This is a genomic window from Arhodomonas sp. KWT (assembly GCF_010993615.1).
On record NZ_WNXE01000008.1, the window covers coordinates 31,315 to 55,380 of the forward strand.

General features: G+C 69.9%; 27 protein-coding genes. 16 read left to right on the top strand and 11 right to left on the bottom strand.

Annotated elements, in window-relative coordinates:
• Positions 1-48 precede the first annotated feature (48 nt).
• From G7A99_RS03310 to G7A99_RS03320, 3 genes are read left to right on the top strand one after another with little or no spacing between them, the layout of a single operon-like run.
• Positions 49-2,034, top strand: coding sequence for a bifunctional diguanylate cyclase/phosphodiesterase (locus G7A99_RS03310; protein ID WP_163138853.1), 1,986 nt, complete (start codon positions 49-51; stop codon positions 2,032-2,034).
• Positions 2,027-2,455 (top strand): response regulator transcription factor, encoded by a 429-nt coding sequence (locus G7A99_RS03315; RefSeq protein ID WP_163138854.1) that lies wholly within the window; start codon positions 2,027-2,029, stop codon positions 2,453-2,455. Before G7A99_RS03310 ends, G7A99_RS03315 begins: the two co-directional genes overlap by 8 nt.
• A 42-nt stretch (positions 2,456-2,497) precedes the next feature.
• Entirely contained in the window at positions 2,498-2,941 is a 444-nt protein-coding gene (locus G7A99_RS03320) for a hypothetical protein (protein ID WP_163138855.1), read from the top strand.
• 95 nt (positions 2,942-3,036) lie between these two features.
• Here the strand turns inward: G7A99_RS03320 and G7A99_RS03325 are convergent, their stop codons facing one another.
• Complete coding sequence (locus G7A99_RS03325; protein ID WP_163138856.1) at positions 3,037-3,396, bottom strand: DoxX family protein; 360 nt, start codon at positions 3,394-3,396, stop codon at positions 3,037-3,039.
• 334 nt (positions 3,397-3,730) lie between these two features.
• Positions 3,731-4,156 (bottom strand): MarR family winged helix-turn-helix transcriptional regulator, encoded by a 426-nt coding sequence (locus tag G7A99_RS03330; RefSeq protein WP_163138857.1) that lies wholly within the window; start codon positions 4,154-4,156, stop codon positions 3,731-3,733.
• 202 nt (positions 4,157-4,358) lie between these two features.
• On the opposite strand from G7A99_RS03330, the gene G7A99_RS03335 reads away from it, so the two are divergent.
• From G7A99_RS03335 to dusA, 3 genes are all read left to right on the top strand, one after another.
• On the top strand, positions 4,359-5,786 hold the full coding sequence (locus tag G7A99_RS03335) for a non-oxidative hydroxyarylic acid decarboxylases subunit C (RefSeq protein ID WP_163138858.1): 1,428 nt from the start codon (positions 4,359-4,361) through the stop codon (positions 5,784-5,786).
• Positions 5,787-5,789: 3 nt separating this feature from the next.
• Complete coding sequence (locus tag G7A99_RS03340; RefSeq protein ID WP_163138859.1) at positions 5,790-6,044, top strand: non-oxidative hydroxyarylic acid decarboxylases subunit D; 255 nt, start codon at positions 5,790-5,792, stop codon at positions 6,042-6,044.
• 476 nt (positions 6,045-6,520) lie between these two features.
• Positions 6,521-7,570 carry a tRNA dihydrouridine(20/20a) synthase DusA gene (gene dusA, locus G7A99_RS03345; protein WP_371807593.1) on the top strand — a complete coding sequence of 350 codons (1,050 nt, stop codon included), beginning with the start codon at positions 6,521-6,523 and terminating at the stop codon, positions 7,568-7,570.
• Between the two features lies 1 nt (position 7,571).
• Here dusA and G7A99_RS03350 read toward each other — a convergent pair whose 3' ends face one another.
• Positions 7,572-8,372: a TatD family hydrolase gene (locus G7A99_RS03350; RefSeq protein WP_163138861.1), complete on the bottom strand. Its 801-nt coding sequence runs from the start codon at positions 8,370-8,372 to the stop codon at positions 7,572-7,574.
• Positions 8,373-8,464: 92 nt separating this feature from the next.
• Between G7A99_RS03350 and G7A99_RS03355 the strand changes: the two genes are divergently transcribed.
• From G7A99_RS03355 to fdxA, 4 genes are read left to right on the top strand one after another with little or no spacing between them, the layout of a single operon-like run.
• The gene (locus tag G7A99_RS03355) at positions 8,465-10,018 is read left to right on the top strand and encodes a class I adenylate-forming enzyme family protein (RefSeq protein ID WP_163138862.1); all 1,554 of its coding nucleotides are present in this window, start codon (positions 8,465-8,467) and stop codon (positions 10,016-10,018) included.
• A 46-nt stretch (positions 10,019-10,064) separates the two neighbouring features.
• Positions 10,065-10,880, top strand: coding sequence for a bifunctional hydroxymethylpyrimidine kinase/phosphomethylpyrimidine kinase (gene thiD / locus G7A99_RS03360; RefSeq protein ID WP_163138863.1), 816 nt, complete (start codon positions 10,065-10,067; stop codon positions 10,878-10,880).
• On the top strand, positions 10,880-11,365 hold the full coding sequence (locus tag G7A99_RS03365; RefSeq protein ID WP_371807594.1) for an Rrf2 family transcriptional regulator: 486 nt from the start codon (positions 10,880-10,882) through the stop codon (positions 11,363-11,365). The genes thiD and G7A99_RS03365 overlap by 1 nt, the downstream gene beginning before the upstream one ends.
• Positions 11,362-11,685 carry a ferredoxin FdxA gene (fdxA, locus tag G7A99_RS03370; RefSeq protein ID WP_163138865.1) on the top strand — a complete coding sequence of 108 codons (324 nt, stop codon included), beginning with the start codon at positions 11,362-11,364 and terminating at the stop codon, positions 11,683-11,685. The genes G7A99_RS03365 and fdxA overlap by 4 nt, the downstream gene beginning before the upstream one ends.
• Here the strand turns inward: fdxA and ispG are convergent.
• Positions 11,670-12,911: a flavodoxin-dependent (E)-4-hydroxy-3-methylbut-2-enyl-diphosphate synthase gene (gene ispG, locus G7A99_RS03375; RefSeq protein ID WP_163138866.1), complete on the bottom strand. Its 1,242-nt coding sequence runs from the start codon at positions 12,909-12,911 to the stop codon at positions 11,670-11,672. The genes fdxA and ispG overlap by 16 nt on opposite strands.
• 243 nt (positions 12,912-13,154) lie before the next feature.
• Between ispG and G7A99_RS03380 the strand changes: the two genes are divergently transcribed.
• Both G7A99_RS03380 and G7A99_RS03385 read left to right on the top strand, forming a co-directional pair.
• Positions 13,155-13,661, top strand: coding sequence for a tetratricopeptide repeat protein (locus G7A99_RS03380; RefSeq protein ID WP_163138867.1), 507 nt, complete (start codon positions 13,155-13,157; stop codon positions 13,659-13,661).
• Positions 13,658-14,350, top strand: coding sequence for a glutathione binding-like protein (locus G7A99_RS03385; RefSeq protein WP_163138868.1), 693 nt, complete (start codon positions 13,658-13,660; stop codon positions 14,348-14,350). The genes G7A99_RS03380 and G7A99_RS03385 overlap by 4 nt, the downstream gene beginning before the upstream one ends.
• 12 nt (positions 14,351-14,362) lie before the next feature.
• On the opposite strand, the gene G7A99_RS03390 is transcribed toward G7A99_RS03385, so the two are convergent.
• Positions 14,363-14,974, bottom strand: coding sequence for a TetR/AcrR family transcriptional regulator (locus tag G7A99_RS03390; protein ID WP_163138869.1), 612 nt, complete (start codon positions 14,972-14,974; stop codon positions 14,363-14,365).
• A 251-nt stretch (positions 14,975-15,225) separates the two neighbouring features.
• Between G7A99_RS03390 and mazG the strand changes: the two genes are divergently transcribed.
• Positions 15,226-16,044: a nucleoside triphosphate pyrophosphohydrolase gene (gene mazG, locus G7A99_RS03395; protein ID WP_163138870.1), complete on the top strand. Its 819-nt coding sequence runs from the start codon at positions 15,226-15,228 to the stop codon at positions 16,042-16,044.
• A gap of 525 nt (positions 16,045-16,569) precedes the next feature.
• On the opposite strand, the gene G7A99_RS03400 is transcribed toward mazG, so the two are convergent.
• Genes G7A99_RS03400 through G7A99_RS03410 form a run of 3 tightly spaced genes read right to left on the bottom strand, consistent with a single transcriptional unit; the run spans position 16,570 to position 19,432 of the window.
• The gene (locus tag G7A99_RS03400; protein WP_163138871.1) at positions 16,570-17,238 is read right to left on the bottom strand and encodes an LUD domain-containing protein; all 669 of its coding nucleotides are present in this window, start codon (positions 17,236-17,238) and stop codon (positions 16,570-16,572) included.
• Positions 17,235-18,656 carry a lactate utilization protein B gene (locus tag G7A99_RS03405; RefSeq protein ID WP_163138872.1) on the bottom strand — a complete coding sequence of 474 codons (1,422 nt, stop codon included), beginning with the start codon at positions 18,654-18,656 and terminating at the stop codon, positions 17,235-17,237. Before G7A99_RS03405 ends, G7A99_RS03400 begins: the two co-directional genes overlap by 4 nt.
• Positions 18,656-19,432, bottom strand: a complete 777-nt coding sequence (locus G7A99_RS03410) for a (Fe-S)-binding protein (protein WP_163138873.1) — start codon at positions 19,430-19,432, stop codon at positions 18,656-18,658. Before G7A99_RS03410 ends, G7A99_RS03405 begins: the two co-directional genes overlap by 1 nt.
• Positions 19,433-19,598: 166 nt before the next feature.
• Between G7A99_RS03410 and G7A99_RS03415 the strand changes: the two genes are divergently transcribed.
• Complete coding sequence (locus tag G7A99_RS03415) at positions 19,599-19,925, top strand: 4a-hydroxytetrahydrobiopterin dehydratase (RefSeq protein WP_163138874.1); 327 nt, start codon at positions 19,599-19,601, stop codon at positions 19,923-19,925.
• Positions 19,926-19,935: 10 nt separating this feature from the next.
• Here the strand turns inward: G7A99_RS03415 and G7A99_RS24825 are convergent, their stop codons facing one another.
• Positions 19,936-20,148, bottom strand: a complete 213-nt coding sequence (locus G7A99_RS24825) for a hypothetical protein (protein WP_205599708.1) — start codon at positions 20,146-20,148, stop codon at positions 19,936-19,938.
• Positions 20,149-20,218: 70 nt separating this feature from the next.
• The gene (moaC, locus tag G7A99_RS03425) at positions 20,219-20,695 is read right to left on the bottom strand and encodes a cyclic pyranopterin monophosphate synthase MoaC (protein ID WP_163138876.1); all 477 of its coding nucleotides are present in this window, start codon (positions 20,693-20,695) and stop codon (positions 20,219-20,221) included.
• Between the two features lie 200 nt (positions 20,696-20,895).
• Here moaC and G7A99_RS03430 point away from each other — a divergent pair, with 200 nt between their 5' ends.
• Together G7A99_RS03430 and G7A99_RS03435 are read left to right on the top strand one after the other, a co-directional pair.
• The gene (locus G7A99_RS03430; protein WP_163138877.1) at positions 20,896-21,285 is read left to right on the top strand and encodes a carboxymuconolactone decarboxylase family protein; all 390 of its coding nucleotides are present in this window, start codon (positions 20,896-20,898) and stop codon (positions 21,283-21,285) included.
• A gap of 3 nt (positions 21,286-21,288) precedes the next feature.
• Positions 21,289-22,164: an AEC family transporter gene (locus tag G7A99_RS03435; protein WP_163138878.1), complete on the top strand. Its 876-nt coding sequence runs from the start codon at positions 21,289-21,291 to the stop codon at positions 22,162-22,164.
• A 132-nt stretch (positions 22,165-22,296) separates the two neighbouring features.
• Here G7A99_RS03435 and G7A99_RS03440 read toward each other — a convergent pair.
• A partial coding sequence (locus G7A99_RS03440; protein WP_163138879.1) for an acetoacetate--CoA ligase occupies positions 22,297-24,066 on the bottom strand: 1,770 nt, incomplete at its 5' end.

Consider the following 24,066-nt stretch of genomic DNA (forward strand, 5'->3'; position numbering starts at 1 on the left):
CCGTCGCCGTACGAGAGCCCGGAATCGCGGCCGCACGACGCTACGGCCGTGTTCGCGCCGTCCGTGACCTACCGTGCCGAGCTCCATGCGCAGGGGATGCGCATGCTGGAGATCACGCCGGATCCCGGGCAGCTCCTCGGCCAGCCCCTTAGCCACTGCCTGGAGGACGGGTGGTGGTGGCAGTGTGTGCACCCCGAGGACCGCAACCGGGCATTCCGGCAGCCGGCCGGCAACACCAGTGACGAGCCGGTGATCGCCACCTACCGCCACATCGATCCGGCGGGGCGCATTCGCTGGGTCGAGGATCGTCGAGTGGTCACGGGCGACGGCCAGGTCCTCGGATCGCTGCGTTGCGTCACCCCGAACCGGACCGCCGGTCACCATGCCCCACAGCCGTTCGCCGAGGCGTTCTTCCGCCACTCCCTGGCGGCCGGGGTGCTGCTCGATGGCGAGCGGCGCATCCTCGCGGCGAACCCGGCGTTCTGCGGCCTCTTTGGCCGAAGTGAAGACGACATGATCGGCCGCGGGATATTCGATATCTACCCGAACGACGCGGACGAGGCGATCCGCAGCGCGATCTGGCAGGAAGTCGCCGGACGTGGCCGGTGGACCGGTGACCTGCCCGTGGAGATCGACCCCGGACGCCCGCGGGTCCTGAGCATATCGATCAACACCTGCAACGACGCCGAGGCGGTGCGCTATATCGTCACCGTGGTCGACGCCACCCGCGAGCGCGAGCTCGCGGGCACCATCGACCACATGAACAGCTACGACATGGCGACCGGCGTACGGAACCGCGGGTCGTTCATCGAGACCGTCGATCGGCGGATCCGGGACAGCGGTGGCGCCACCGGCATGGCGGTGCTCGCGGTGACCCTTGCCCGTTACAGCCTGCTGCGCCACGCGCTCGGCGGCTGCACGGACGTGCTGATGCACCGCGTCGCGCGCCGACTCCACTGGGTGACCAACGGCCGGCGGGTCGTACTGGCACGGGTATCGGACGATACCCTCGCCATCGGGATGGAGGGCGGTAGCGCCAGCGTCGAGGAGACGGCACAACGGATACAGCGCATCATGCAGCGCTCGCTCGTCATCGACGGCAACGAATGGCCTGTCCCGGTGCGCATCGGGATCGCGTTCCATCCACGTGACGGACATGACGCCACCGAACTCCTCGCCAAGGCCGATGCAGCGCAGCTCGCGGGCGCTGAGCACACCGGCGCCACCGCCGTCTACCACACCCCCGAGCCGACGGACGCCGTGCGTCGCCGCCTGCTCGTGGAGCAGCGCCTGGGCGTTGCACTTCGGGACGGCGCCCTCCATCTCGTCTATCAGCCGCAGTGGGACCCGCATCGTGCGGTGATCACGGGCGTGGAGGCGCTGCTGCGCTGGCACGACCCGATGCTCGGCGACGTTTCCCCGGGCGAGTTCATCCCCCTGGCGGAGGAAACCGGACATATCCATGCCCTGGGGCAGTGGGTCCTGCACCGGGCCTGCCATGAGGCGGCCCGGTGGACCGGCGCGCTCGCCGATGTGCGCGTCGCGGTCAACCTGTCCGTGCGCCAGATCCAGACGGACAGTCTCCTGGAATCGGTCCAGGCCGCTCTCGCCGACAGCGGTCTGGACGCGACGCGCCTGGAGCTGGAGGTCACCGAGGGGCTGGCGGTAACCGACGGGACCACGGTACGCGACGTCCTCTCCCGGCTCCGCGGGATCGGCTGCCGCGTCGCCATCGACGACTTCGGCACGGGGTACGCGTCGCTGTCCCAGCTCGCGGACATGCCCTTCGACACCCTGAAGATCGACCGCAGCCTCGTCGCCGCCATGGCCGGCGATCCGAAGCGCCCCGCCGTGGTCGCGGCCATCGTCGCCATGGGGCGCTCACTGGGATTCCGCACGATCGCCGAGGGCGTGGAGAGCGCGGAGCAGGCCAGGGCGCTGATGGCCCTCGGCGTCGACGAGGTCCAGGGATTCCACTACGCGGGACCGCTCTCGGGGCGGGCCCTGCAGACCTGGTGCGACGACCGTGAATAGTGACCGCGCGTACCCGACGCTCACCGTCTGGCTGGTGCACGACAACGATCGCCTGAGGATCCGTCTGGACGTGATGGCATCCGCCGTGCCCGGGATCGTCGTCACCGCCGCGATCCGCCAGCGCGACGTCACCTCCGTGCTTCGCTCCCACACGACGCCGGACGTCGTGATCGTGGGCGGGGACAGCAACGTTCGCGACGCCCTGCATCTGGTCCGGCACCTGGCGTCCGCGCTCCCGCACACACGGATCGCCGTCATGAGCAACCGCACCGAGGCCGCCTACGCGCGGGAATTCGCCGACGCCGGCGCACACGTCTACCTGGGCACCGACGAAGGACCGGGACAGCTGGCCGTCCTCCTGGACGAGTGGGCCGATACGGTGTCCGACAGCCCGGTGAACGACGACCGGCACGGTTCATGATCCGGCCGTACGCGACGGCCCGCACACGATATGGAGAAAACGATGGAGAGCCGGTCGATCACCTTGCGTCACAGCCTCTACGGCGCCCTGGCATTCACCCTGCTGGCCGGCTCGTGGCTGTGGATCTTCGACTATCTCGTCACCGACCGACTGGACCTTGACCGGGACGCACTGATCGTCGTCCTCCGGGTGAAATCGATCACGACCATCGTCTTCCAGACGCTGCTGGTCGGTGCGCTGATCTCCGTGTTTGCCCGCCGTGCCGACACCGCGGCCGGCGGGGTATGCCACGCCGGGACGGCCGCGGCCGGGGCAACGAGCGCCCCCGTTGCACACCGGCCGTTCCATCCGACGGAAATCGACAACGGGGCGCATTGGCGATATTCGCTGGACCCCCCCTACGGCCCAGACAGCAACGACGACTCAGCAGGCCAGGGCGTCGAGACGGACCGTGGCCCAGGACTGAAGGCAATTGGATGGCGATGATCCGGGGGCACCAAGTGCGACAGAGGCCTCGTCAGTAACGGAGTCGCTCTCACTCCCGTACGCGGTCCTAGAAGGCAACGGGCGAACGCCGCCCCTTACCGGCCATCCCGGTGCCGGACCCGCCATGTCAGCCAGCCGTTCAGGCAGACCAGTGCGAGGACGATCAGGGGCGGGACACTGTGGGCATATTCGCCGTGGGACAGCACGGTGCCGGCGGCAGCGGCCATGACCCCGGCCGCCAGCACGCTGCCGGCAAGGCGCGAGGCGGGCACGGCGATCAGCACCGCCGCGATCCATTCCGCCATGCCGGTCACGTAGTGGAACCAGCCCGGATACCCCCAGCGCTGGTAATCGTCGAGGATTTCCGGTGATGCGAAGACGTTGAGCGTTCCACCCAGAACGAAGAACGGGGCCAGCAGGCCCGCGTAGATATGCCGCCAGGGAAGGGCCTTCATGTCGTGTCTCTCCTTATCGACACATGAATGATGTCGTGTGCGGGCGAGGCCGACTCCGCGCCGTCCTGTCGTCATCCATCGGGATCGCCCGCGCGCCCGCAGGGGCGCCGCCGTCGGACATCCGCTGCCCGGTCCCTGACAGGTCGGCGGGCCAGCGCCGCCGGTTCACTCGTTGACCGGACAGGTTCTCAGGACGTGGCGGGCGGGGGAAGGGAAGGCGACAGGCAACGGCCGGGCCGGTGACCCGGGCCTCGCCGTGCGGGCCCGGGCGAGACGTTCACACATCCCGCCGGATTCCCGCGGTGCGGCAGGGCGCGCGCCGTTCGGCGGCGAGCTATTCCGTCTCCTCGGCACGTCTGCGCAGTTTCGCGAGGAGGTTGAGCAGGGTTTCCCGTTCCGCCTCGCTGAGCGTCGCCGTGAAGCCGTCGTTGACCCGGTCCGCGACCGGCCGGACCTCTCTCAGTCGCGTCGCCCCCGCGGCGGTCAGGTGAACGCGCTTCTGCCGCGCGTCGCCCGGGTCGGCCCGGCGCGCGATCAGGCCGCGGCGCTCCATGCGGTTGAGCATCTCGGCGAGCGTGGCCTTGGACGTGGCGCTCGCGCGACTGAGTGCCGCCTGGTCCAGCTCGCCCCCCCGGTCCAGGGCCTCGAGCACCGCGAACTGAGGCTTCGTCATGTCCGGCACCTGCTCCGCCCAGCGGGCCGTGTGCGTCTGCAGGATCACCCGCAACACGTGGAAGAGCGTGCGCTCGAACATCGCCATCGTGACCCGTTTATCGTTCGTATAGGAACAGTATTGCACGCCGCTTCGCCGTGGGCCTAAACTGGAATTAGATCGTATACGAACGATTTGTCGGGCAACCAGTCCGCCTCCTCCGTCACGGGACGGGGTGGGCGGCCCACCGGGACGGGCCATCGAACGGCAGCGCACGTCCCGCCCCCCCAGTCAGCAAGGAGGTCCCACCGTGGCATTCGATGATCTCAGATCGTTCCTGACGGCGCTCGAAGAGCACGGACAGCTCCTGCGGATCACCGACGAGGTCCTCCCCGAGCCCGATCTCGCGGCGGCGGCGAATGCCGCGGGACGTATCGGCGAGAAGGCCCCGGGGCTGTATTTCGACAATATCGCGGGCTTCACGAAGGCGAAGGTCGCACTCAACACGCTGGGATCGTGGCCCAACCACGCGATCGCCATGGGGCTCCCGCCGCTGACGCCGACGAGGCAGCAGGTGGACGAGTTCATTCGCCGGTGGGATACGTTTCCCGTCTCGCCGGAGCACCGCGACGACCCGCCCTGGGCGGAGAACAGTGTTGCGGGTGACGCCGTCAACCTGTTCGACATCCTGCCCTTCTTCCGTCTGAATGACGGTGACGGCAGTTACTATATCGACAAGGCGGCGGTGGTTTCGCGGGACCCGGATGACCCGGAGAGCTTCGACAAGCAGAACGTCGGCATCTACCGCATGCAGGTTAAGGGCAAACGCCGCCTCGCGATCCAGCCGGTGCCGGTGCATGACATCGCGATCCATCTGCGCACGGCGGAAGAACGCGGCGAGGATCTGCCGGTGGCGATCACGATCGGCAACGACCCGATCATCACGCTGATGGCGTCCACGCCGCTGCGCTACGACCAGTCGGAATACGAAATGGCCGGCGCGCTGCGCGAGGCGGGCTATCCGGTCGCCGCGGCACCGCTGACCGGTTTCGACGTGCCGTGGGGCTCGGAGGTCGTGATCGAGGGCGTGATCGAAGGCCGCGAGCGCGAGCTCGAGGGCCCGTTCGGCGAGTTCACCGGCAACTATTCCGGCGGCCACAGCATGCCGGTGATCCGCGTCGACCGCGTTTCCTTCCGTACCGATCCGATCTTCGAATCGCTGTATCTCGGTATGCCCTGGACCGAGGTCGACTACCTGATCGGGCCCGCGACCTGCGTGCCGATCTACAAGCAGCTCAAGGCCGAATTCCCGGAGGTCGAGGCGGTCAACGCCATGTATACCCATGGGCTGCTCGCCATCATTTCGACGGCGAAACGCTACGGCGGCTTCGCCAAGGCCGTCGGCACGCGCGCCATGACGACGCCCCACGGGCTCGGGTATCTCAAGATGATCATCATGGTCGACGAGGACGTGGACCCGTTCAACCTGCCGCAGGTGATGTGGGCCCTGTCGACCAAGGTGAATCCCGCCGGGGATATCGTGCAGCTGCCGAACATGTCGGTCGTCGCCCTCGATCCGGGCTCCTCGCCCGCGGGCATCACCGACAAGCTGGTAATCGACGCGACCACCCCTGTCTCCCCGGACCGGCGTGGCAATTACGGCATGCCGGTCAAGGACCTGCCGGAGACGGCGGAATGGATTACCCGTCTACAGAACCTGATCGCGGAGGGAAACTGAACCATGAGCGAAGAAACCGGCAGCATCTGTCCCCGCTGCGGCGCCGGGGGCGTCGACGTCCTGTTCGAGAGCCCGGTTACCGGCGTCTGGGAGGTGCGGCAATGCGACACCTGCCTGTACACCTGGCGTACGAGCGAACCCCCGCGCCGCTCTGACCGCGCCCATTACCCCGACGCCTTCCGCATGACGGAGGCCGACATGAACCACGCCGAGGCGATCCCGACGGTCCCGCCGCTGAAGGTGTCGGACCGGGAGTGACGTCCCGCGGGCGGTGACGGCCGTACGCCGGGCGGAGAAGACGATCCCGCCGCCTCGTGGCACGCGCGGTATCACGCCGTCGCGCGGTGACGGCCGCCCGTGTAAGGGGGCGTTTGCGCCGGGATCGCATCGGCGCGGGCAAAAGGCGACGCCCCCGGGCAGGCCGGCTCCGATTACACCGGGGAAGGACATCGGCGGCGCTCAGGCTGGTGAGCCGGCTCCGGACCCCCTGTCACACTGTCCGGCCACGCGGACGCGACGGGGCTTTCGTGCTGAATGTCCGGGCCTGTGGATGTACGATACGGCCATGATGCCGTCAGAACCCGCCCGCGCCGGCGAATACCGCCGTGCCCGGGGACGCCCGTGACACTGACCACGACGGCTCCCGATACGACGGCAAGTGCTACGGGCACCGGTCTGTAGCACCGCCGGCGCATCGGGGGGCGACACGCTCAACGTAACCCGCTGATACGACGATGCCGACTCACTGCATCCACGACAGTCGACCTGAACGCACCGATGGCGCCAGAGACCGCGCCACTACGCGGTTTCAGCCGGACCGGCGCCTGTCCGTGGCGCCCATGATGGACTGGACCGACCGGCACTACCGCTACCTCATGCGGCTGATCACCGGCCGGACCCTGCTGTACACGGAGATGGTCCCGGCACAGGCGCTGTGGCACGGCCGCGCCGAGCGCTTCCTGCGCTTCGACGCCTGCGAGCACCCGGTCGCGCTTCAGGTCGGCGGTGCCGATCCCGAACAGCTCGCCCATGCCGCAGCGCTCGCCGAACGGTGGGGCTACGACCAGGTCGATCTGAACTGCGGCTGCCCCAGCGACCGAGTCCAGTCCGGGCGCTTCGGCGCCTGCCTGATGGCCGAGCCGGCACTGGTCGCCGACATGGTCGCGGCGATGCGCGCGGCGACACGGCTGCCGGTGACGGTGAAGACACGCATCGGTATCGATCACCAGGACAGCGAGGCCTTCCTGGCGCGTTTCGTCGAGACCGTCGCGGGCGCCGGCTGCAGCTCGTTCACGATCCACGCCCGAAAGGCCTGGCTGAAGGGGTTGAGCCCGAAGGAGAACCGCAACATCCCGCCGCTGGACTATGACCGGGTCGAGCGGCTGCACGCGGCGTTCCCCGGGGTGGAGGTCGTGCTGAACGGCGGGGTCATGGACCTGGACGAGGCCGAGGCGCTGCTGGCGCGCTTCGACGGGGTGATGATCGGCCGGGCCGCCTACCAGACGCCCTTCGTTCTCGCCGAGGCGGACCGCCGGGTGTTCGGCGAGGCAACGCCGCTACCGGACCGGGTCGCCGTGGTCGAGGCCTACATGGACTACGTCGCCCGCGAGATCGCGGCGGGCGAGCGCCTCTCGCGGATGACCCGCCACCTGGTCGGCCTGTTCCAGGGCCTGCCCGGCGCCCGGGCCTGGCGCCGTCATCTCAGCGAGCACGGGCCGCGGCACGACGCCGACGCCACCGTGATCGCCGACGCCCTGGAGCACGTCGCCGGCGCCGCCGCCTGAGTCAGTCCCCGAGGCCGAAGAACGCGCGGGCGTTGCGCGTGGTCGCCTCGGCCAGCGCCTCCGCGCTCTCGCCGCGCAGTTCGGCGATGCGCCGGGCGATGTGGACGAGAAAGGCCGGCTCGTTGCGCCCGTGAGGCGGTTTCGGCCGCAGGTCCCGGGGCGGCAGGAACGGGGCATCCGTCTCCACCATCAGTCGGTCCCCCGGGATATCGCCGAGGCTCTCCCGCAGCGCGCTCCCGCGGCGCTCGTCGCAGACCCAGCCGGTGACCCCGATGTGGCAGTCCAGGTCGAGCAGGGGATGGAGCACGTCCCGGCCGTCGGTGAAACAGTGCACCACCGCCCCGGGGAGGGCGTCGCGGTAGTCGGCCAGGATCGCGGTAAAGCGCTCGGCGGCGTCGCGCTGGTGCAGGAAGACCGGCAGCCCGAGCTCGGCGGCGAGCTCCAGCTGCGCGGCGAAGGCCTTTTCCTGCGCCGGGCGTGGCGAGAAGTCCCGGTTGAAGTCCAGCCCGGTCTCGCCGATGGCCACGGTCTTCGACCGGCCGGCGAGGGCGCGGACCGCGGCCGCGGTGTCCGCGTCCCAGTCCGAGGCGTGATGGGGATGGACGCCGGCGGTATTCACGCAGTCCACCGTCTCCGCGGCCAGCGCCGCCGCGGCCTCAGAGCCCGCCATGTCGACACCCGTGAGCACCATGGCCTCAACCCCCGCCGCCCGGGCCCGTTCCATCACCGCATCGCGATCCGCGGCGAAGCGTCGGTGGGTGAGGTTGACCCCGATGTCCACCAGGGGGCGGAGTTGATCCATGGCGCGCTCCCGTTTCAAATGATGGCCCGGATGGTAACGCGGCGGCACCGGCGGTGTCGCCGCGACCCCGTGATACCCCTGTGGAGGGCGTGATGAACGAGCCGCTGGACTGGAATGCGATCCCGATGGAGTGGGTCGGCGACTACGTCGGCCGGCGGGCCGCGCTCACCCCGGACCGGTGTGCGCTGATCGAGGCGGAGACCGGCCGGCACTGGCGTTACGACGAGCTCGACGCCGCCGTGGCCCGCACCGCGCACTGGCTCACGGATACCCTCGGCGTCGGCCGGGGCGAGCGCCTGGGGCTGGTGACCCGCAATACGATCGAGGCTGTGCGGATCTATCTCGCCTGCGGGCGCGCCGGGATCGTGCTCGTGCCCCTCAGTCACCGTCTCGCCGCCGCCGAGATGACGGCACTCGTGCGCCGCAGCGGCGCCCGGGCGGTACTCGTCGATCCTGCCCTGGCCGATGCCGTCGCCGGGGTCGGCACGGACGGCGTCGACTGGCACCGGCTGGACGCGGATGCCGTCGCGGCCCAGGACGCCATGCCCGCGTCGCCCTCCGGGAATGTGGCCTTGGCGCTCAACGAGCCGTTCCTGTACGTGCACACCGGCGGCAGCACCGGCGTGCCCAAGCTCTGCATCGTCTCCCACCGGCAGATGACCTGGAACGCCCTGGAGCTCATCGCTGCCAGCCCGGCCGGCCTGGGCGAGCGCCGCGAGCTGCTGCTGTTCCCGCTCTATCACGTCGGCGGCTGGAACACGGTGACCCCGATCCTCCACGCCGGCGGCTGCGTGGTGCTGCTGCCCGCCTTCGATCCGGCCGCGGTACTCGACGCGGTCGCGGCGCACCGCGTGAACCACTTCGGCGCCGTGGAGGCGATGCTCCGTGCGATCAGCGCGACCCCCGGATTCCCCGATGCCGACCTGTCGTCGCTGGCCGGAATCACCACGGCGGGCGCGCCCTGCAGCGACGCGGCGATGGCGCCGTTCCGCGAGCGCGGGATCCCCGTGGGCCAGAGCTACGGCCAGACCGAGGCCGGGCCGTCGAACTTCATCCACCTCGGCCGCGGCGACGACCCGGAGGCGCTGGTCCGTCACTCGGGGAGCGTGGGCACCGCCTTCCCGCACTGTGACTACCGCATCGTCGCCGACGACGGCACCCCGGCGCCGCGGGGCGGGGCAGGGGAGCTGTGGCTGCGCAGCCCCCATGCGTTCGACGGCTACGTCGACGACCCGGAGCGCACCGCGGCCGTTCTCGACGCCGACGGCTGGGTCCACACCGGCGATCTCGCCCGCGAGGACGAGACCGGGCGTGTCACCATCGTTGGCCGCGTGGATAATGTGTTCGTGAGCGGCGGCGAGAACATCGCTCCGGAGGAGATCGAGACCGCGCTCCTCGCCCACGAGGCCATCGCGGAGGCAGGGGTCTACCCGGCCGCGGACCCGCGCTGGGGCGCAGTCCCGGTGGCGGTGCTCGTGCCGGCCGCCGGGACGAGCCTGCCGGACGCCGAGTCTCTGGGCGAGTGGCTGTCCGCCCGGCTCGCGCGCTTCAAACACCCGAGGCGCTACATCCGGGCACAGTCGCTGCCGCGTACCGGCACCGGAAAGATCGACCGTGGCGCGCTGGCCCGCGCCGGCGGCTCGTGATCGCCTCACCGCCCGCCACGGCGGGCCGACAACCAACGGACGGACCATGACTCACGCACGCGTACTCATCGTTGCCGGTTCCGACTCCGGCGGCGGCGCCGGCATCCAGGCCGACATCAAGGCCGTCACCGCCCTGCGTGGCTATGCCATGACGGCGATCACCGCGCTGACGGCGCAGAACACCCTCGGCGTCCAGGACGTCTTTCCGATACCGTCGGCATTCATCGCCGAGCAGATGCGCTCCGTGCTGGGCGACATCGGCGCCGACTGCATCAAGACGGGCATGCTCCACGACGCCCCCGTCATCGAAACGGTAGCGGAGATGCTAGAATCGATGGCGCCGGCGGTGCCCCTGGTCGTGGACCCGGTGATGGTCGCCCAGAGCGGGGACCGCCTGCTGCAGACCGCCGCGGTGGAGGCATTGCGCACGCGGCTGGTGCCGCGGGCGAGCCTCGTCACGCCCAACATCCCGGAGGCGGAGGTGCTGCTGGAGCGCCGGATACACGACGAGGCCGACCAGATCGCCGCCGCCGAGGCCCTGCTGGCGCTGGGATGCGGTGCGGTGCTGGTGAAGGGCGGGCACGCGGCCGGCGAGACCATCACCGACGTCCTCGCCACGCCGACGGGCACCGAGTGCCTGCGCCAGCCCCGGATCGCGACGGAGTGCACCCACGGCACCGGCTGCACGCTGGCCTCGGCGATCGCCGCCGGGGTCGCCCGGGGGATGGATCTCGCCGCCGCGGTCGCCCGCGCGCGACGCTACCTCCAGCGTGCCCTGGTCACGGCGACGCCGCTTGGCGGCGGTCACGGCCCAGTGAACCACATCCACACGGTTTCGGAGTTCGACGGGAATAGCGCATGATCCGGCTGTCCACCAAGAGCCGCTACGCGGTGAGCGCGCTGATGCATCTGGCCATCCACGGCGGCAAGACACCGGTGCCGCTGGCCGAGATCTCGGTATGCCAGGGGATATCGGTGTCCTACGTGGACCAGATCTTCACCCGCCTGCGTCACGCCGGGCTGGTGCAGGGCGTGCCCGGCCCCGGGGGCGGTTACCGCCTGACCCGCGATCCGGCGGAGCTCGGCGTCGGCGAGATCATTCGCGTGATGGAGGCCGACGGCCGCGGCGGCCCCCGCGGTGGCAGCGCGCTCACCCGCGCGCTGTGGGACAACCTCTCCCGGCGCCTGGACGCCTACCTGGACGACATCCGCCTCGCAGACTTCGTGCAGCGTCCGCAGATCCGCGAGGCCCTGGCCCGGCAGTACGCCGGCGGACAGTGGCGCTGCGACGTCTGCGGGGCGCTGGCGCACCGCAGCGCGCCGGCGGCGGAGGGCTACCGGGCGTGACCTACGTCGTCACCGAGCCCTGCATCCGCTGCAAGTACACGGACTGCGTCGAGGTCTGCCCGGTGGACTGCTTCCACGAGGGACCGAACTTCCTCGTGATCGACCCGCAGGAGTGCATCGACTGCGCGCTGTGCGAGTTCGAATGTCCGGTGGACGCCATCCACGCGGACGACCGCGTGCCGGCCGGCCAGGCGCATTTTCTGGAGATCAATGCCCGTCTCGCCGGGCAGTGGCCGGTGATCACGTCGATGAAGGCGCCGCCGGCGGACGCCGACGACTGGGCGGCGGTCACCGCCAAGCTCGATCAGCTCGAGGAATGAGCGCCGCGCCCGTAGCGCCGGGCGACGTAGTCCTCCACCAGCTCGACGAACTCCTCGCCGATGCGCTCGCCCTTGAGGGTGACGGTCTTCTCGCCGTCCTCGTAGACCGGGGCCACGGGCTTCTCGCCGGTGCCGGGCAGGCTGATGCCGAGGTTGGCATTGCGGCTCTCGCCGGGGCCGTTGACCACGCAGCCCATCACCGCGAGGGTCATGTTCTCGACACCGGGATAGTGGTTCCGCCACTCCGGCATGCGCTCGCGGACGTGATTCTGGATCTGCTCGGCAAGCTCCTGGAAGAAGGTGCTCGTGGTCCGCCCGCAGCCGGGGCAGGCGGTGACCAGCGGGGTGAATGCCCGCATGCCCATGGTCTGGAGCAGCTCCTGGGCGACCACCACCTCCCGGGTCCGGGACTCGCCGGGCTCGGGGGTGAGCGAGATGCGGATGGTGTCGCCGATGCCTTCCTGCAGGAGCACCGCCAGCGCCGCCGACGATGCCACGATGCCCTTGGAACCCATGCCGGCCTCCGTCAGGCCGAGATGCAGCGGGTAGTCGCAGCGCGCGGCGAGATCGCGATAGACCGTGATGAGGTCCTGCACCACGCTCATCTTGCACGAGAGGATGATGCGGTCGTGGGGCAGCCCCAGGGCCTCGGCCTTCTCGGCGGAGTCCAGCGCCGAGCGCACCACCGCCTGCTTCATCACGCTCGCCGGCGGGGCGGGCTCGGCCTGGCGCGCGTTCTCGTCCATCATCCGGGCCAGCAGGTCCTGGTCCAGGCTGCCCCAGTTCACGCCGATGCGTACCGGCTTGTCGAGGTCCCGGGCGATATCGATCATGGTCGCGAACTGCGGGTCGCGCCGGCGGCCCTTGCCGACGTTGCCCGGATTGATGCGCAACTTCGCCAGCGCCGCCGCGCAGTCCGGGTAGGCGGTGAGCAGACGGTGACCGTTGAAGTGGAAGTCCCCGACCAGGGGCACGTCCACACCCATGTCGTCGAGCCGGCGGCGGATCGCCGGCACCGCCGCGGCCGCGGCCTCGTTGTTGACGGTGATGCGCACCAGCTCCGAGCCGGCCCGCGCCAGGTCCGCGACCTGGACCGCCGTGCCGACCTCGTCGGCGGTATCGGTGTTGGTCATGGACTGAACGACGACGGGGGCATCGCCGCCGACGGTGACGCCGCCGACGTCGACGGGCACGCTGTGGCGCCGGTTAATCACGGATTCGGACATGGGACCTGGGTGTTCACGCATGCAGCGGGTGTAAGTCGGCCATGATACTAACCCGCTCGTGGGTAATACCACCTCTTCGCGTGCACGCACGCACCATGCACACGGCGCGGCGTGACGCCGGACGCAGACCCCGGACACGCCGCCAGAGCGCGGCCGTGCCGTACGCGACGGCGATGCCCACTGCTACACTGCATGCCTCGCGCCCACGGGCGCACGTCACGGAACGGAAGGATGGCGTTAGCTATGTCCGCGTCAGTCAGGCATCCGCTGCCGGGACGCCGCCTCGGTGTCCTCCTCGTGCTCATCGCGGCCGTGGCCACCGGCTGTACGGCCCTGCCGGTGGGGCAGGGCGGCGACAAGGCCGCGGCGGATCGTGCCTACGATGCCGGCCGCTACCGGGACGCCGCCAGCCGCTACCAGCACTACCTTGAAAGCGCACCCCGGGACCCGCATGCCTGGTACCGACTCGGTAACGCACGGGTCGAGCTCGGCCGGCTGCGCCCGGCGGAGACGGCCTTCTACCGGGCGCTGGACGCCGACCCGGCGATGGCCCGGGCCCGCCACAACCTGGGACTGGTACAGCTCCGGCTCGCCTGGCGCTCGCTGGTGGAGGCCCATTCGCGCCTGCCCGCGGATGCCGCCCGGGACAAGCGAACCGCCGCACTCGCCGCCTGCCTGCTCCAGGGGCTGGGGACCTGGCAGGGGCCCGGGCAGTGTCCACAACGCACAGATAACGAGGACGAGCCATGATCGACTGCTACAGCTGGCCGACACCCAACGGCCACAAGGTGCATATCGCACTGGAGGAAATGGGCCTGGACTACCGCGTCCACGGCGTGAACATCGGCAAGGGCGATCAGTTCGAGCCGGAGTTCCTGCGCATCAGCCCGAACAACAAGATCCCCGCCATCGTCGACGACGACGGACCGGAAGGCGGGCCGATCAGCGTCTTCGAGTCCGGTGCGATCCTGTTCTACCTCGCCGAGAAGACCGGGGAGTTCCTGCCGGCGAACGGCGAGGCCCGCTACCAGGTCATGGAGTGGCTGATGTTCCAGATGGGCGGGCTCGGCCCGATGCTCGGCCAGGCGCATCACTTCCGCAACTACGCGCCCAAGCACATTCAGTACGCCTACGACCGCTACACCAACGAGACGTCCCGGCTGTACCGGGTCATGGACCGCCGTCTCGGCGAGAGCGAGTGGCTGGCCGGCGGTGAGTACAGCATCGCCGACATCGCGGCCTATCCCTGGATCCGGCCCCACGCGAACCAGGGCCAGGACCTCACCGACTATCCGAACCTCAAGCGCTGGTACGACACCATCGAGGCCCGCCCGGCCGTGCAGCGCGGCGTGGCGGTACTCGCCGACGCCCGCCAGAACGGCTTCGACGAGGAGGCCAAGCGGCTGCTCTTCGGTGCCGGCCAGTACCAGCGCCGCTGAGATGCGGGCGCCTCAGGCGCCCCCGTCCTTCGACGGCGGTCGCAGGCCGGCCTCGATGAAGTCGAGGACGGTCTCGATCGCCGACTCCTCCGGCATCTCGCCTTCCCAGGTGGCATAGCGCTTGCCGAAGAAGTAGGTCATGCCGATCAGTGCCCAGGCGAGGGCCCGGGGGTCGCCCTGGCGCACCTCGCCGCGGGCCTGGGCCTCGGCGATGCCGCGCTCGTAACCGGCGAGCAGGGTCTCGTAGTAGCGCTGGTGCACGTCCGGGTCCACGAACTGGGACTGCATGACGATGCGGTAGAGGTTCTTGTGCGCGAGCGCGAAACGCAGGAACTGCCGGAAGCCCGTGCGCTCCACCTCGATGCGGTCGCTGCAGCCCCGGACCGCCTCGCTCTGGGACCGGCGGAGCTCGCGGCTCATGTGCTCCACCAGGGCCCGGAGGATGGCCTCCTTGGACGAGAAGTAGATGTAGAACGTGCCCTGGGCGACGCCGGCGCGGTGGGTGATGTTGCTGATCGAGGCGCTGTGAAACCCCTTCTCGCCGAACTCCTCCTCGGCTGCATCGAGCAGCTTCTGGCGCGTTCGCTCCCCACGGGCGGTGGCGGGTGTTACCGGTTTTGCCACGAACTGCCTCTCCTTCTTGTGTCTGACTGGCCGATCTCCGGGGCGCCCGGCGGCGCCCCGCATTCCCCGGCAGGGCACTGCGTCCCTGCACCGGCGCCGGCGCGGCACATGCACACCGGCACCGATATCGTCCTCGTGCGCCGACGCAGGCCCTCCATCGAGGTCCGACGCGGCCGGCGCACTCCGGCCGTATTCTGGCGTCGGCGGCCGGGGGCGTCCATACTCGCTCCTCGCAGAGCAGGAAGACCAGAATGCCGCAACATCCCGTAGACCGTTTGATCGAGATCATGGCCGCCCTGCGTAACCCCGACGGCGGCTGTCCATGGGACCTGGAGCAGGACTGGCAGAGCATCGTGCCGCACACCCTCGAGGAGGCCTACGAGGTGGCCGACACCATCGAGCGGGGCGACTACGATCATCTGCGCGACGAGCTCGGGGATCTGCTCTTCCAGGTCGTCTACTACGCCCGCTTCGCCGCCGAGGAGGGGCGTTTCGATTTCCACGATGTCGCCAGTGCCATCGCGGACAAGATCGTGCGCCGCCACCCCCACGTCTTCGGCGAGGCGGAGGAACGCGACGCGGACAGCCAGACCCGCGCCTGGGAGGCGATCAAGGCAGCGGAGCGGGCCCAGCGTGCCGACGGCGAGGGGCGTGAGCCGGGGCTGCTGGACGACGTCCCGCGCACGCTCCCGGCGCTCAGCCGAAGCATCAAGCTCCAGAAACGTGCCGCCCGGGTCGGCTTCGACTGGGAGGAGCCGCGGCCGGTGATCGCCAAGCTCCGCGAGGAGCTCGCCGAGCTGGAGGAGGCCATGGCCAGCGGCGACGGCGAGCACATTCACGAGGAGTACGGCGATCTGCTGTTCGCCTGCGCGAATCTCGGTCGCCACCTCGGCAGTGATCCCGAGCAGGCGCTACGGGCCGCCAACGACAAGTTCGAGCGCCGTTTCCGCGGTCTGGAATCCGTGCTGGCGAAAGCCGGACGGCAGCCCGGGGACTGCGATTTCGACACCCTGGAGGCCGCCTACCAGCAGGCCAAGGCGCGGGACAACGCGGCCGGCGCCGGGGACTGATCCCGCCGGCGCATACGCGGCCCTGCGGCCTGGCCCCTCGGCACCGGGACATACAGGGTCCGCCGCTCGAGGCGGTCGACATCGCCGGCACCGCGGGACGGGATGTTGGCTGCCAGAAGCAGCCAATCTACGGGAACCGTCGCCTGGCCGTGCAACCCCGAGACATACGAGATCGTCGCGGACGGCCACCCGGGCGGGTAGGTCGTGCACGACCGTAGGCCGTGTGCGACACCGCTGGGACCGGCCCGGAATGTCGCACGCCTTATGGCGCACGACCTACCCGAACGTCCATCCTCTATCCCGGAGCAGCTCGGGCAGGTCGTGCACGGCCGCGGGCCGTGTGCGACGCTGTCGGGACCCGTCCGGGATGTCACACGCCTGCGGTGCACGACCTGCCCGAACGTCCATCCGCCCCCCGGACCAGGATCAACGTCCCTGGTTGTTCACACGGACCTGCTGGCAACGTCGGCCGGGTTGCCCCTCCGCTCTCCCGGGGAGGTGGCGAGTGAACAACCTGCCGGAAGATCACAGCTGGTCGTGATCTTCCAGCAGCAGCACGTGCAGCCGCCGTGGTCCATGCGCCCCGAGCTCGATGGTCTGCTCCACATCCCCGGTGCGCGACGGCCCGGTGATGAAGTTCACCGTCCGGGGCAGATCGCCGTCGGCGTGCAGCCGCGCCCAGGCAGTCTCCATGTAGTCCACGACGTCGCCGGCCCGTAGCACCACGACGTGATGCTCGGGGAGGAAGTTCAGGCTCGTGGGGTTGTCCGGCCCGGAGCGGAGGACCAGCGTCCCGGTCTCCGCGATGCCCGCCACCGCCACGGTCACCGACGCCGGTGCCGTATGCACGCCGTCGATCCCGTCGGCCACGGCCACTTCCTGCGGCCATTCCAGCCCGGCGAGGAGCGGGTCGGCACCGAGCTGTACCGGCCCGCCGGGCGCCCCGGCATCGAGCAGCACCCGGGCCACCGCCGCGGGGATATCCGCGGGGGAGGCGATCCGCTCCGAGGTGGCCGCCGCGGCCTCCAGGCGCGTGAGCAGCCGCGTGACGTCGTCGCCGCTCCACTCCGGGCGCGGTGCGGGTGCCGCCATCAGCGCCCGGCGTTCCGCCCCGATGGCCTCCGGATCGGGGCTCGCCTCGCGACCGAGGGCGCGGCGAATGGTGGCGAAGAACCGCTGTGCCGTGTCGCTCATGCGTCCTCCTTGCGCTTCGCCCGCCAGGCCGCCTGGAACGTCGTACCCGACGGCAGGGGCAGATCGCGGGCGTCCGTCCAGCCGCCGGCCAGGGGCATGCGCCGCGCGGCACCGCCGCGGCGGCCGCCGAGCCAGCGCAGCACCCGGACGCCGATTCGTGCGAGGGGGTGATACAGGCGCGGACGCCGCGCCACCCAGCCCCAGGCCTGCAGCGCCCAACGGGTCGTCCGCTGCCCCAGGTGGGCGTCGAACTGCCAGTCCCGCAGGTGGCGGATGAGGTCGGGCAGGGGGATCTTCACCGGGCAGACGCTGCCGCAGCGCCCGTTCAGGGTGCAGGCGTTGGGCAGGTCCACGGTACCGTCCAGACCACGGAACATCGGTGTGAGCACCTGGCCCATGGGGCCGGGGTAGACCCAGCCGTAGGTATGGCCGCCCACGGCGCCGTAGACCGGGCAGTGGTTCATGCACGCACCGCAGCGGATGCAGCGGAGCATGGAGCGGAACTCGTTGCCGAGCATGCCCGTGCGGCCGTTGTCGAGGAGGACCACGTGGTACTCGTCCGGGCCGTCGGGATCGTCCGGGCGCCGCCCGCCGGTGAGGAAGGTCGTGTAGGCGCTCATGTCCTGGCCGGTGGCGCTGCGCCCGAGCAGGCGCAGCATCGTCGAGGCCTCCTCGGTACCGGGCACGAGCTTCTCGATGCCTGCAATGACAATGTGCACCCGGGGCAGGGTGGTGCCGAGATCGGCATTGCCCTCGTTGGTGACCAGCGTCACCGTGCCGGTGTCGGCGATCAGGAAGTTCGCGCCGCTGATGTCGACGTCCGCCTCCAGGAAACGCTCGCGCAGCACCTGCCGTGCCTCGGCCACCAGCTCCGGGGCCGGGCGCAGCGGGCCGTCGATGCGGTGATGGTGATGCTCGTCGAACAGCCGCGTGATCTCCGCCCGGGTCTTGTGTACCGCCGGCGCGATGATGTGGCTCGGCGGCTCCTTCGCGAGCTGGATGATGTACTCGCCGAGGTCCGTCTCCACGAGCTCGTGCTCGCGCTCCAGGGCCTCGTTGAGCGAGATCTCCTCGCCCGCCATGGTCTTGGACTTGATCACCCGCCGGGCGCCGGCGTCGCGGCAGATGCCGAGGATGATCTCGCGGGCCGCCGCGTCGTCGCCGGCATAGTGCACCTGGCCGCCGCGCTCGCTGACGTTCGCGGTAAAGCGGGCGAGGTAGTGGTCCAGGTTCGCCAGGGTGTGGTCCTTGATCGCCGCGCCGCGCTCGCGCAGCGCCTCGAAGTCCGGAAAGGCCTCGACCGCGCCGGCGCGCTTGGTGACGAATCCGCCCTTGGCCGAGGCCAGGGCGGTACGCAGGTTGTCGTCGGCGAGGGCGGCGCGCGCATTCGCCTTGAACGTGTGGGTCCGGGCCTCCATCAGCCGTCCTCCTCGCCGATGGCCGGCGCGTCGCCCATGTCCGCGAGGACCTCGGCGGCGTGATAGACGCGCACGCCGGAGCCGCGCCGCCGCAGCCGCCCGGCGATGTTCATCAGGCAGCCGAGATCGCCGGCGAGCACGGTCTCTGCGCCGCTCTCCTCGATGCGCGTGCTCTTGTCGTCCACCAGGCGCTCGGAGATCTCCGGGTACTTCACGCAGAACGTCCCGCCGAAGCCGCAGCAGACCTCGGTGTCCGTCATCTCCGTGATCGTGAGCCCCTCCACGCTGCCCAGCAGCGTCCGCGGCTGGGCCTTCACGCCCAGCTGGCGCAGCCCGGAGCAGCTGTCGTGATAGGTGGCGTTCGCCGGGAAGCGCGCCGTCACGCCGCTCATGCCCCGCACGTCGACGAGGAAGGCAAACAGCTCCCAGCTGCGTGCCGCCAGGGCCTCCGCGCGCTCACGCCAGGGATCGTCGTCCTCGAAGAGCTCCGGGTACTTGCGGAGCTGGCCGATGCACGAGCCGGAGGGGCCGACCACGTAGTCACAGTCCTCGAACACCTCGATGGTCTGGCGCGCCAGTGCCCGGGTATCGTCGAGGTCGCCGCTGTTGTAGGCCGGCTGGCCGCAGCAGGTCTGGCCTTCGGGCACCTCCACGGTGCAGCCTGCCTGCTCGAGCAGCCGGACCGAGGCGAAACCGACACGGGGGCGGAACAGATCCACGAGGCAGGTCACGAACAGCCCGACCCGGGGCCGTCCGCTTGTCGTCGCTTCAGTCATGTTGTCACAACCGGGGCCGTCGTTTTTGGTCAGACCACGTTACCCGCGGGGGGCGGAAAGCTCAACCGGCCGGCGACCGTTTGAAAACCGCGGTATCCACCCCACGTCGGGGATAACAGCGATACACACATTACCGCTTTCCATCCGTGATCAGGGAGAACGCATCATGGCACTCAGCGAGCAGAGCTGCACCCCCTGCCGCGGCGGAACCCCGCCGATGTCCCGCGACGAGGCGGAACGCCATCTCGGTCAGCTCCCCGAATGGCAGCTCCACGACGAACCGATGCGCATCACCCGGGCGTTCCGCTTCGGCGACTTCGCCGCCGCACTGGCCTTCGTCAACCAGGTCGGCGAGCTCGCCGAGGAGGAACAGCATCACCCGGAGATCCACTTCGGCTGGGGGCACGTCGAGGTCGAGATCTGGACGCACAAGATCCAGGGCCTGCACGAAAACGACTTCATCCTCGCCGCGAAGATCGACCGGCTGATCTAACTGTGAAGTCTCAGGGGTTGTCCACCGGCTGGTGCGGAATCAGCGCGAGCGGATCGGCATCCTCAAGGCCTTCGGTTATCGCGATGTCACCATCGCGATGCACTACGCCTGCCGGCTTCACCGGCAGGCCTGCGCCCCGGCACAGAGCCTGGATATCGCGCGCGGTGCTGCACAACGGTGAGGGCGCCCGGGGCGGGAGGTCGGCGAACGCGTGGTGATCCACCCGGACGCGACCCTGGTGGATGGCGGCCGCATCCGCGAGCGCGCCGGCGGCTGAGGCCGGCGCCGTTCGCCTATTCCCGGCGCCACTCCCCCGAGCGCCCGCCCGCCTTGTACACGAGCCCGACGCCGTCGATGGTCATACCCCGATCCAGCGCCTTGCACATGTCGTAGACCGTGAGCAGCGCCGCCTGGACCGCGTTCAGCGCTTCCATCTCCACGCCGGTGCGTTCGCGGGTCTCCGCCCGGACGCTGCAGTGCACCACACCGCCCTCCGGTTCGGGGGTCAGCGTGACCTCGACATGGGACAGCGCCAGGGGATGACACAGCGGCACCACGTCGGCGGTGCGCTTGGCGGCCATGATCCCGGCGATACGGGCGGTAGCGAGGGCATCACCCTTCTTCAGATCACCGGTGACGAGCGCCTCCAGGGTCGCGGCCGCCATGTGGATACGGCCCTCGGCGACGGCGATGCGGTGGCTGCGGTCCTTGTCGCCGACGTCGACCATGTGGGCCTCGCCGTGCTCGTTGAGGTGGGTCAGTTCGCTCATGGCAGGTTCCGGTGCTGTCCAGGCAGGTGCGTGTCTGTCCCCAACCCGTCCTGGCCTGCCGGGCATACCGGCAAGCCGCCCGGCGCGTGGCGGCGCACGGCAGTGTCCGGCGAGCTGGCAATGGCAATGACCGGGTTAGTAGTATTGCGGCACGCTAACCCGCCACCACCGGCGGGGCAACACCGACGGAGGAACCCACCATGTCCGACGAGCGCCTCCAGCGGGGCGAGGCGATGCGCCGCCGCGTGCTCGGCGACGCCCACGTCGAGCGCTCGCTGGCGAACGCCAGCGATTTCGACCGCGAGTTCCAGGAGTTCGTGATGCGCACGGCCTGGGACGACATCTGGAACCGGGAAGGACTGCCCACGCCGACCCGCAGCCTGATCAACCTGGGCATGCTCGCCGCCCTCGGCCGCATGGACGAGTTCCGCGTGCACGTGCGCGGTGCGGTCAACCAGGGGTGCAGCGTGGAGGAGATCCGCGAGGTGCTCTTCCAGGTGGCGGTCTACGCGGGCATGCCCGCGGGGATGGAGGGCTTTCGCCACGCCCGGCGGGTGCTCGAGGAGATGACGGCGGAACCGGGGGCGTAAGCGGTGCTGCTTCGCATCCTGGAGATCATTGTCCCGGTCTTCGGCCTGGTGCTGGTGGGGTATGTCTACGGCCGGCTGCGTCCGGCGGACATGTCCAGCGCCAACCGGCTGAACGTCAATGTCTTCGTGCCGGCACTGATCTTCTTCGTGCTCTCCGAGCGCATGAGCGCCGACCTCTCCCTGGGCGGCGCCGCGCTTGGCGCGGCCGCGGTGATCCTCGGCTCCGGGCCGATCGCCTGGCTCATCGCGCGGCGCACCGGCTGGGACGTGCGCACCGTCGTGCCCCCGGCGATGTTCAACAACGCCGGCAACTTCGGGCTGCCACTCGCGGTCTTCGGCTTCGGCGAGGACGCGCTGCCCGTCGCCGTGGTGATGTTCGTGGTGGAGAATTCGCTGCACTTCACCGTCGGCCTGTGGCTGCTCACCCGGCGGATCGGCATGCGCGAGCTCGCCGGCAATCCCATGGTGGTGGCCACGGCCGCCGGGCTGATCTGCATGTCGCTGGGCTGGCACCTGCCGGACCTGGTACTCCCGGGGGTGGAGATGCTCGGCAACGTGGCGATCCCGCTGATGCTGGTCGCGCTGGGAATCCGCCTCACGGAGGTGGATCTCTCGTACTGGCGGATCGGCATCGGTGGCGCGCTGATGGCCCCCGTCACCGGGCTGATCATCGCGGTGCCGTGGGTGCTGATCTTCCAGCCCCCGCAGCCGGTGGCCGGGCTGTTGCTGGTCTTCGGGGCGCTGCCGCCGGCGGTGCTCAACTACATGCTCTCGGAGCACTACGACCAGGAACCGCAGGCGGTGGCATCCATCGTCGCGCTGGGCAACCTGATGTCGCTGGGCATCATCCCCGCCGTTCTCTACTTCGCGCTGCCCTAGACCACGCGGAAGTCAGGCGGGGCGGCGAGGGAGGTCGGCGGTCGCCTCGCCGGTGAAACGTTCGGGGAGAGAAAGGGGAAAAGGGCCGGGCGGCGCGGGGGATGCGCCGCCCGGTCTGCCGTGGTCCGGGCGTCAGCCGAAGAGCTCGTCGATCGCGGCGATCTCGTCCAGGGACTCCGGATTCGCCAGCGCCTCGCGGTTGTTGACGGTGTCGCCGCGGAGGATCTTGGTCACCGCCAGCTCCACCTTCTTGCCGCTGCGGGTGTAGGGGATCTGGTCGACGGCGACGATCTTCGCCGGCACATGACGCGGGCTCGCCCCCTCGCGGACACGGCTGCGGATCTTGCGCCGGAGCTCGTCGGTGAGCGCCTCGCCCTCGTTCATGACCACCATGAGCACCACGCGGACATCGCCGTTCCACGGCTGGCCGACGACGATGCTGTCCGCGATCTCGTCGATGGTCTCCACCTGGCGGTAAATCTCCGCGGTGCCGATGCGCACGCCGCCCGGGTTGAGCGTGGCGTCCGAGCGGCCGTGGATGACGCAGCCGCCGGTCTCGCTGAAGCTGATGAAGTCACCGTGAGCCCAGACACCGGGGAACGTCTCGAAGTACGCACCGCGGTAGCGGGCGAAGTCCGGGTCGTTCCAGAACTGTACCGGCATACTCGGTGCCGGCTGGGTGCAGACCAGCTCGCCGCGCTCGTCGATGACCTCCTCGCCGTCCTCGTTGAACGCCTTGACGTCCATGCCGAGCATCGCGCACTGGATCTCGCCGCGGCGGACCGGGAGGATCGGGCAGGCGCCGACGAAGCAGGAAAGGATGTCCGTGCCGCCGGAGATGGAACCGAGGAGTACGTCCGGGCTGATGTGCTCGTAGACGTAGTCGTAGTCCTCCGGCAGCAGCGGCGAGCCCGTGGAGAAGACGACCCGCAGGTTGGAGAGGTCGTGGTCCTCACCCGGGTGCAGGCCCTTGTTGCGGCAGCCACCGAGGAACTTGGCGCTGGTACCGAAGTGGGTCAGCCCCTCGCGCTCGGCCATCTCCCAGAGGACGTCCAGGTTGGGATAGCCCGGCGAGCCGTCGAAGAACACCACCTCGGCACCGGTGATCAGGCCGGAGACCAGCCAGTTCCACATCATCCAGCCGGTGGTGGTGAAGTAGAAGAACGTGTCGTCACGCTTGACGTCGCCGTGGAGCATCAGCTCCTTGCTGTGCTGGAGCAGCACGCCACCGCCGCCGTGGACGATGCACTTCGGCGCGCCGGTGGTCCCGGAGGAATAGACGATCACGATGGGGTGATCGAAAGGCACCTGCTCGAAGTGCACCTCGCCGCCGCGGCCCTCGCTGAGCGCCGCGTCCCAGGAGACCACGCCGGCGTCATCCGGGATCGGCTCCTCAGGCAGGTTGGAGATCACCACCGCGCACTGGATCGAGGGGATACGCTCGCGCAGCTCCGCGATCTGCTCCAGACGCGAGAAGGTCTTGCCGTTATAGCCGTAGCCGTTGACGGCGATCAGTACCTTGGGCTCGATCTGGCCGAAGCGGTCGTGGATGCCGTTGGCGCCGAAGTCCGGCGAGGCGGAGGACCAGATCGCGCCGAGCGCAGTGGTGGCCAGCATCCCGATCACCGCCTCGGAGGTATTGGCGACGATGCCCGCGACCCGATCGCCGGGGCCGACGCCCTGCTCGCGGAGGAAGCGCTGCAGGCCCGCGACCTCGCCGAGGAGCTCGCCGTAGGTGAGCTGCTGGCGCGGCCGGGTCTCCGAGATCTCCGTGATCGCGACCTTCGACGGGTCACCGTGCAACGCCTCGCGGAGCAGGTTCTCTGCGAAGTTCAGCCGCGCCCCGGGGAACCACTCCGCGCCGGGCATCTCCCGGGCGCCGAGCACCTGCTCGTACGGTGC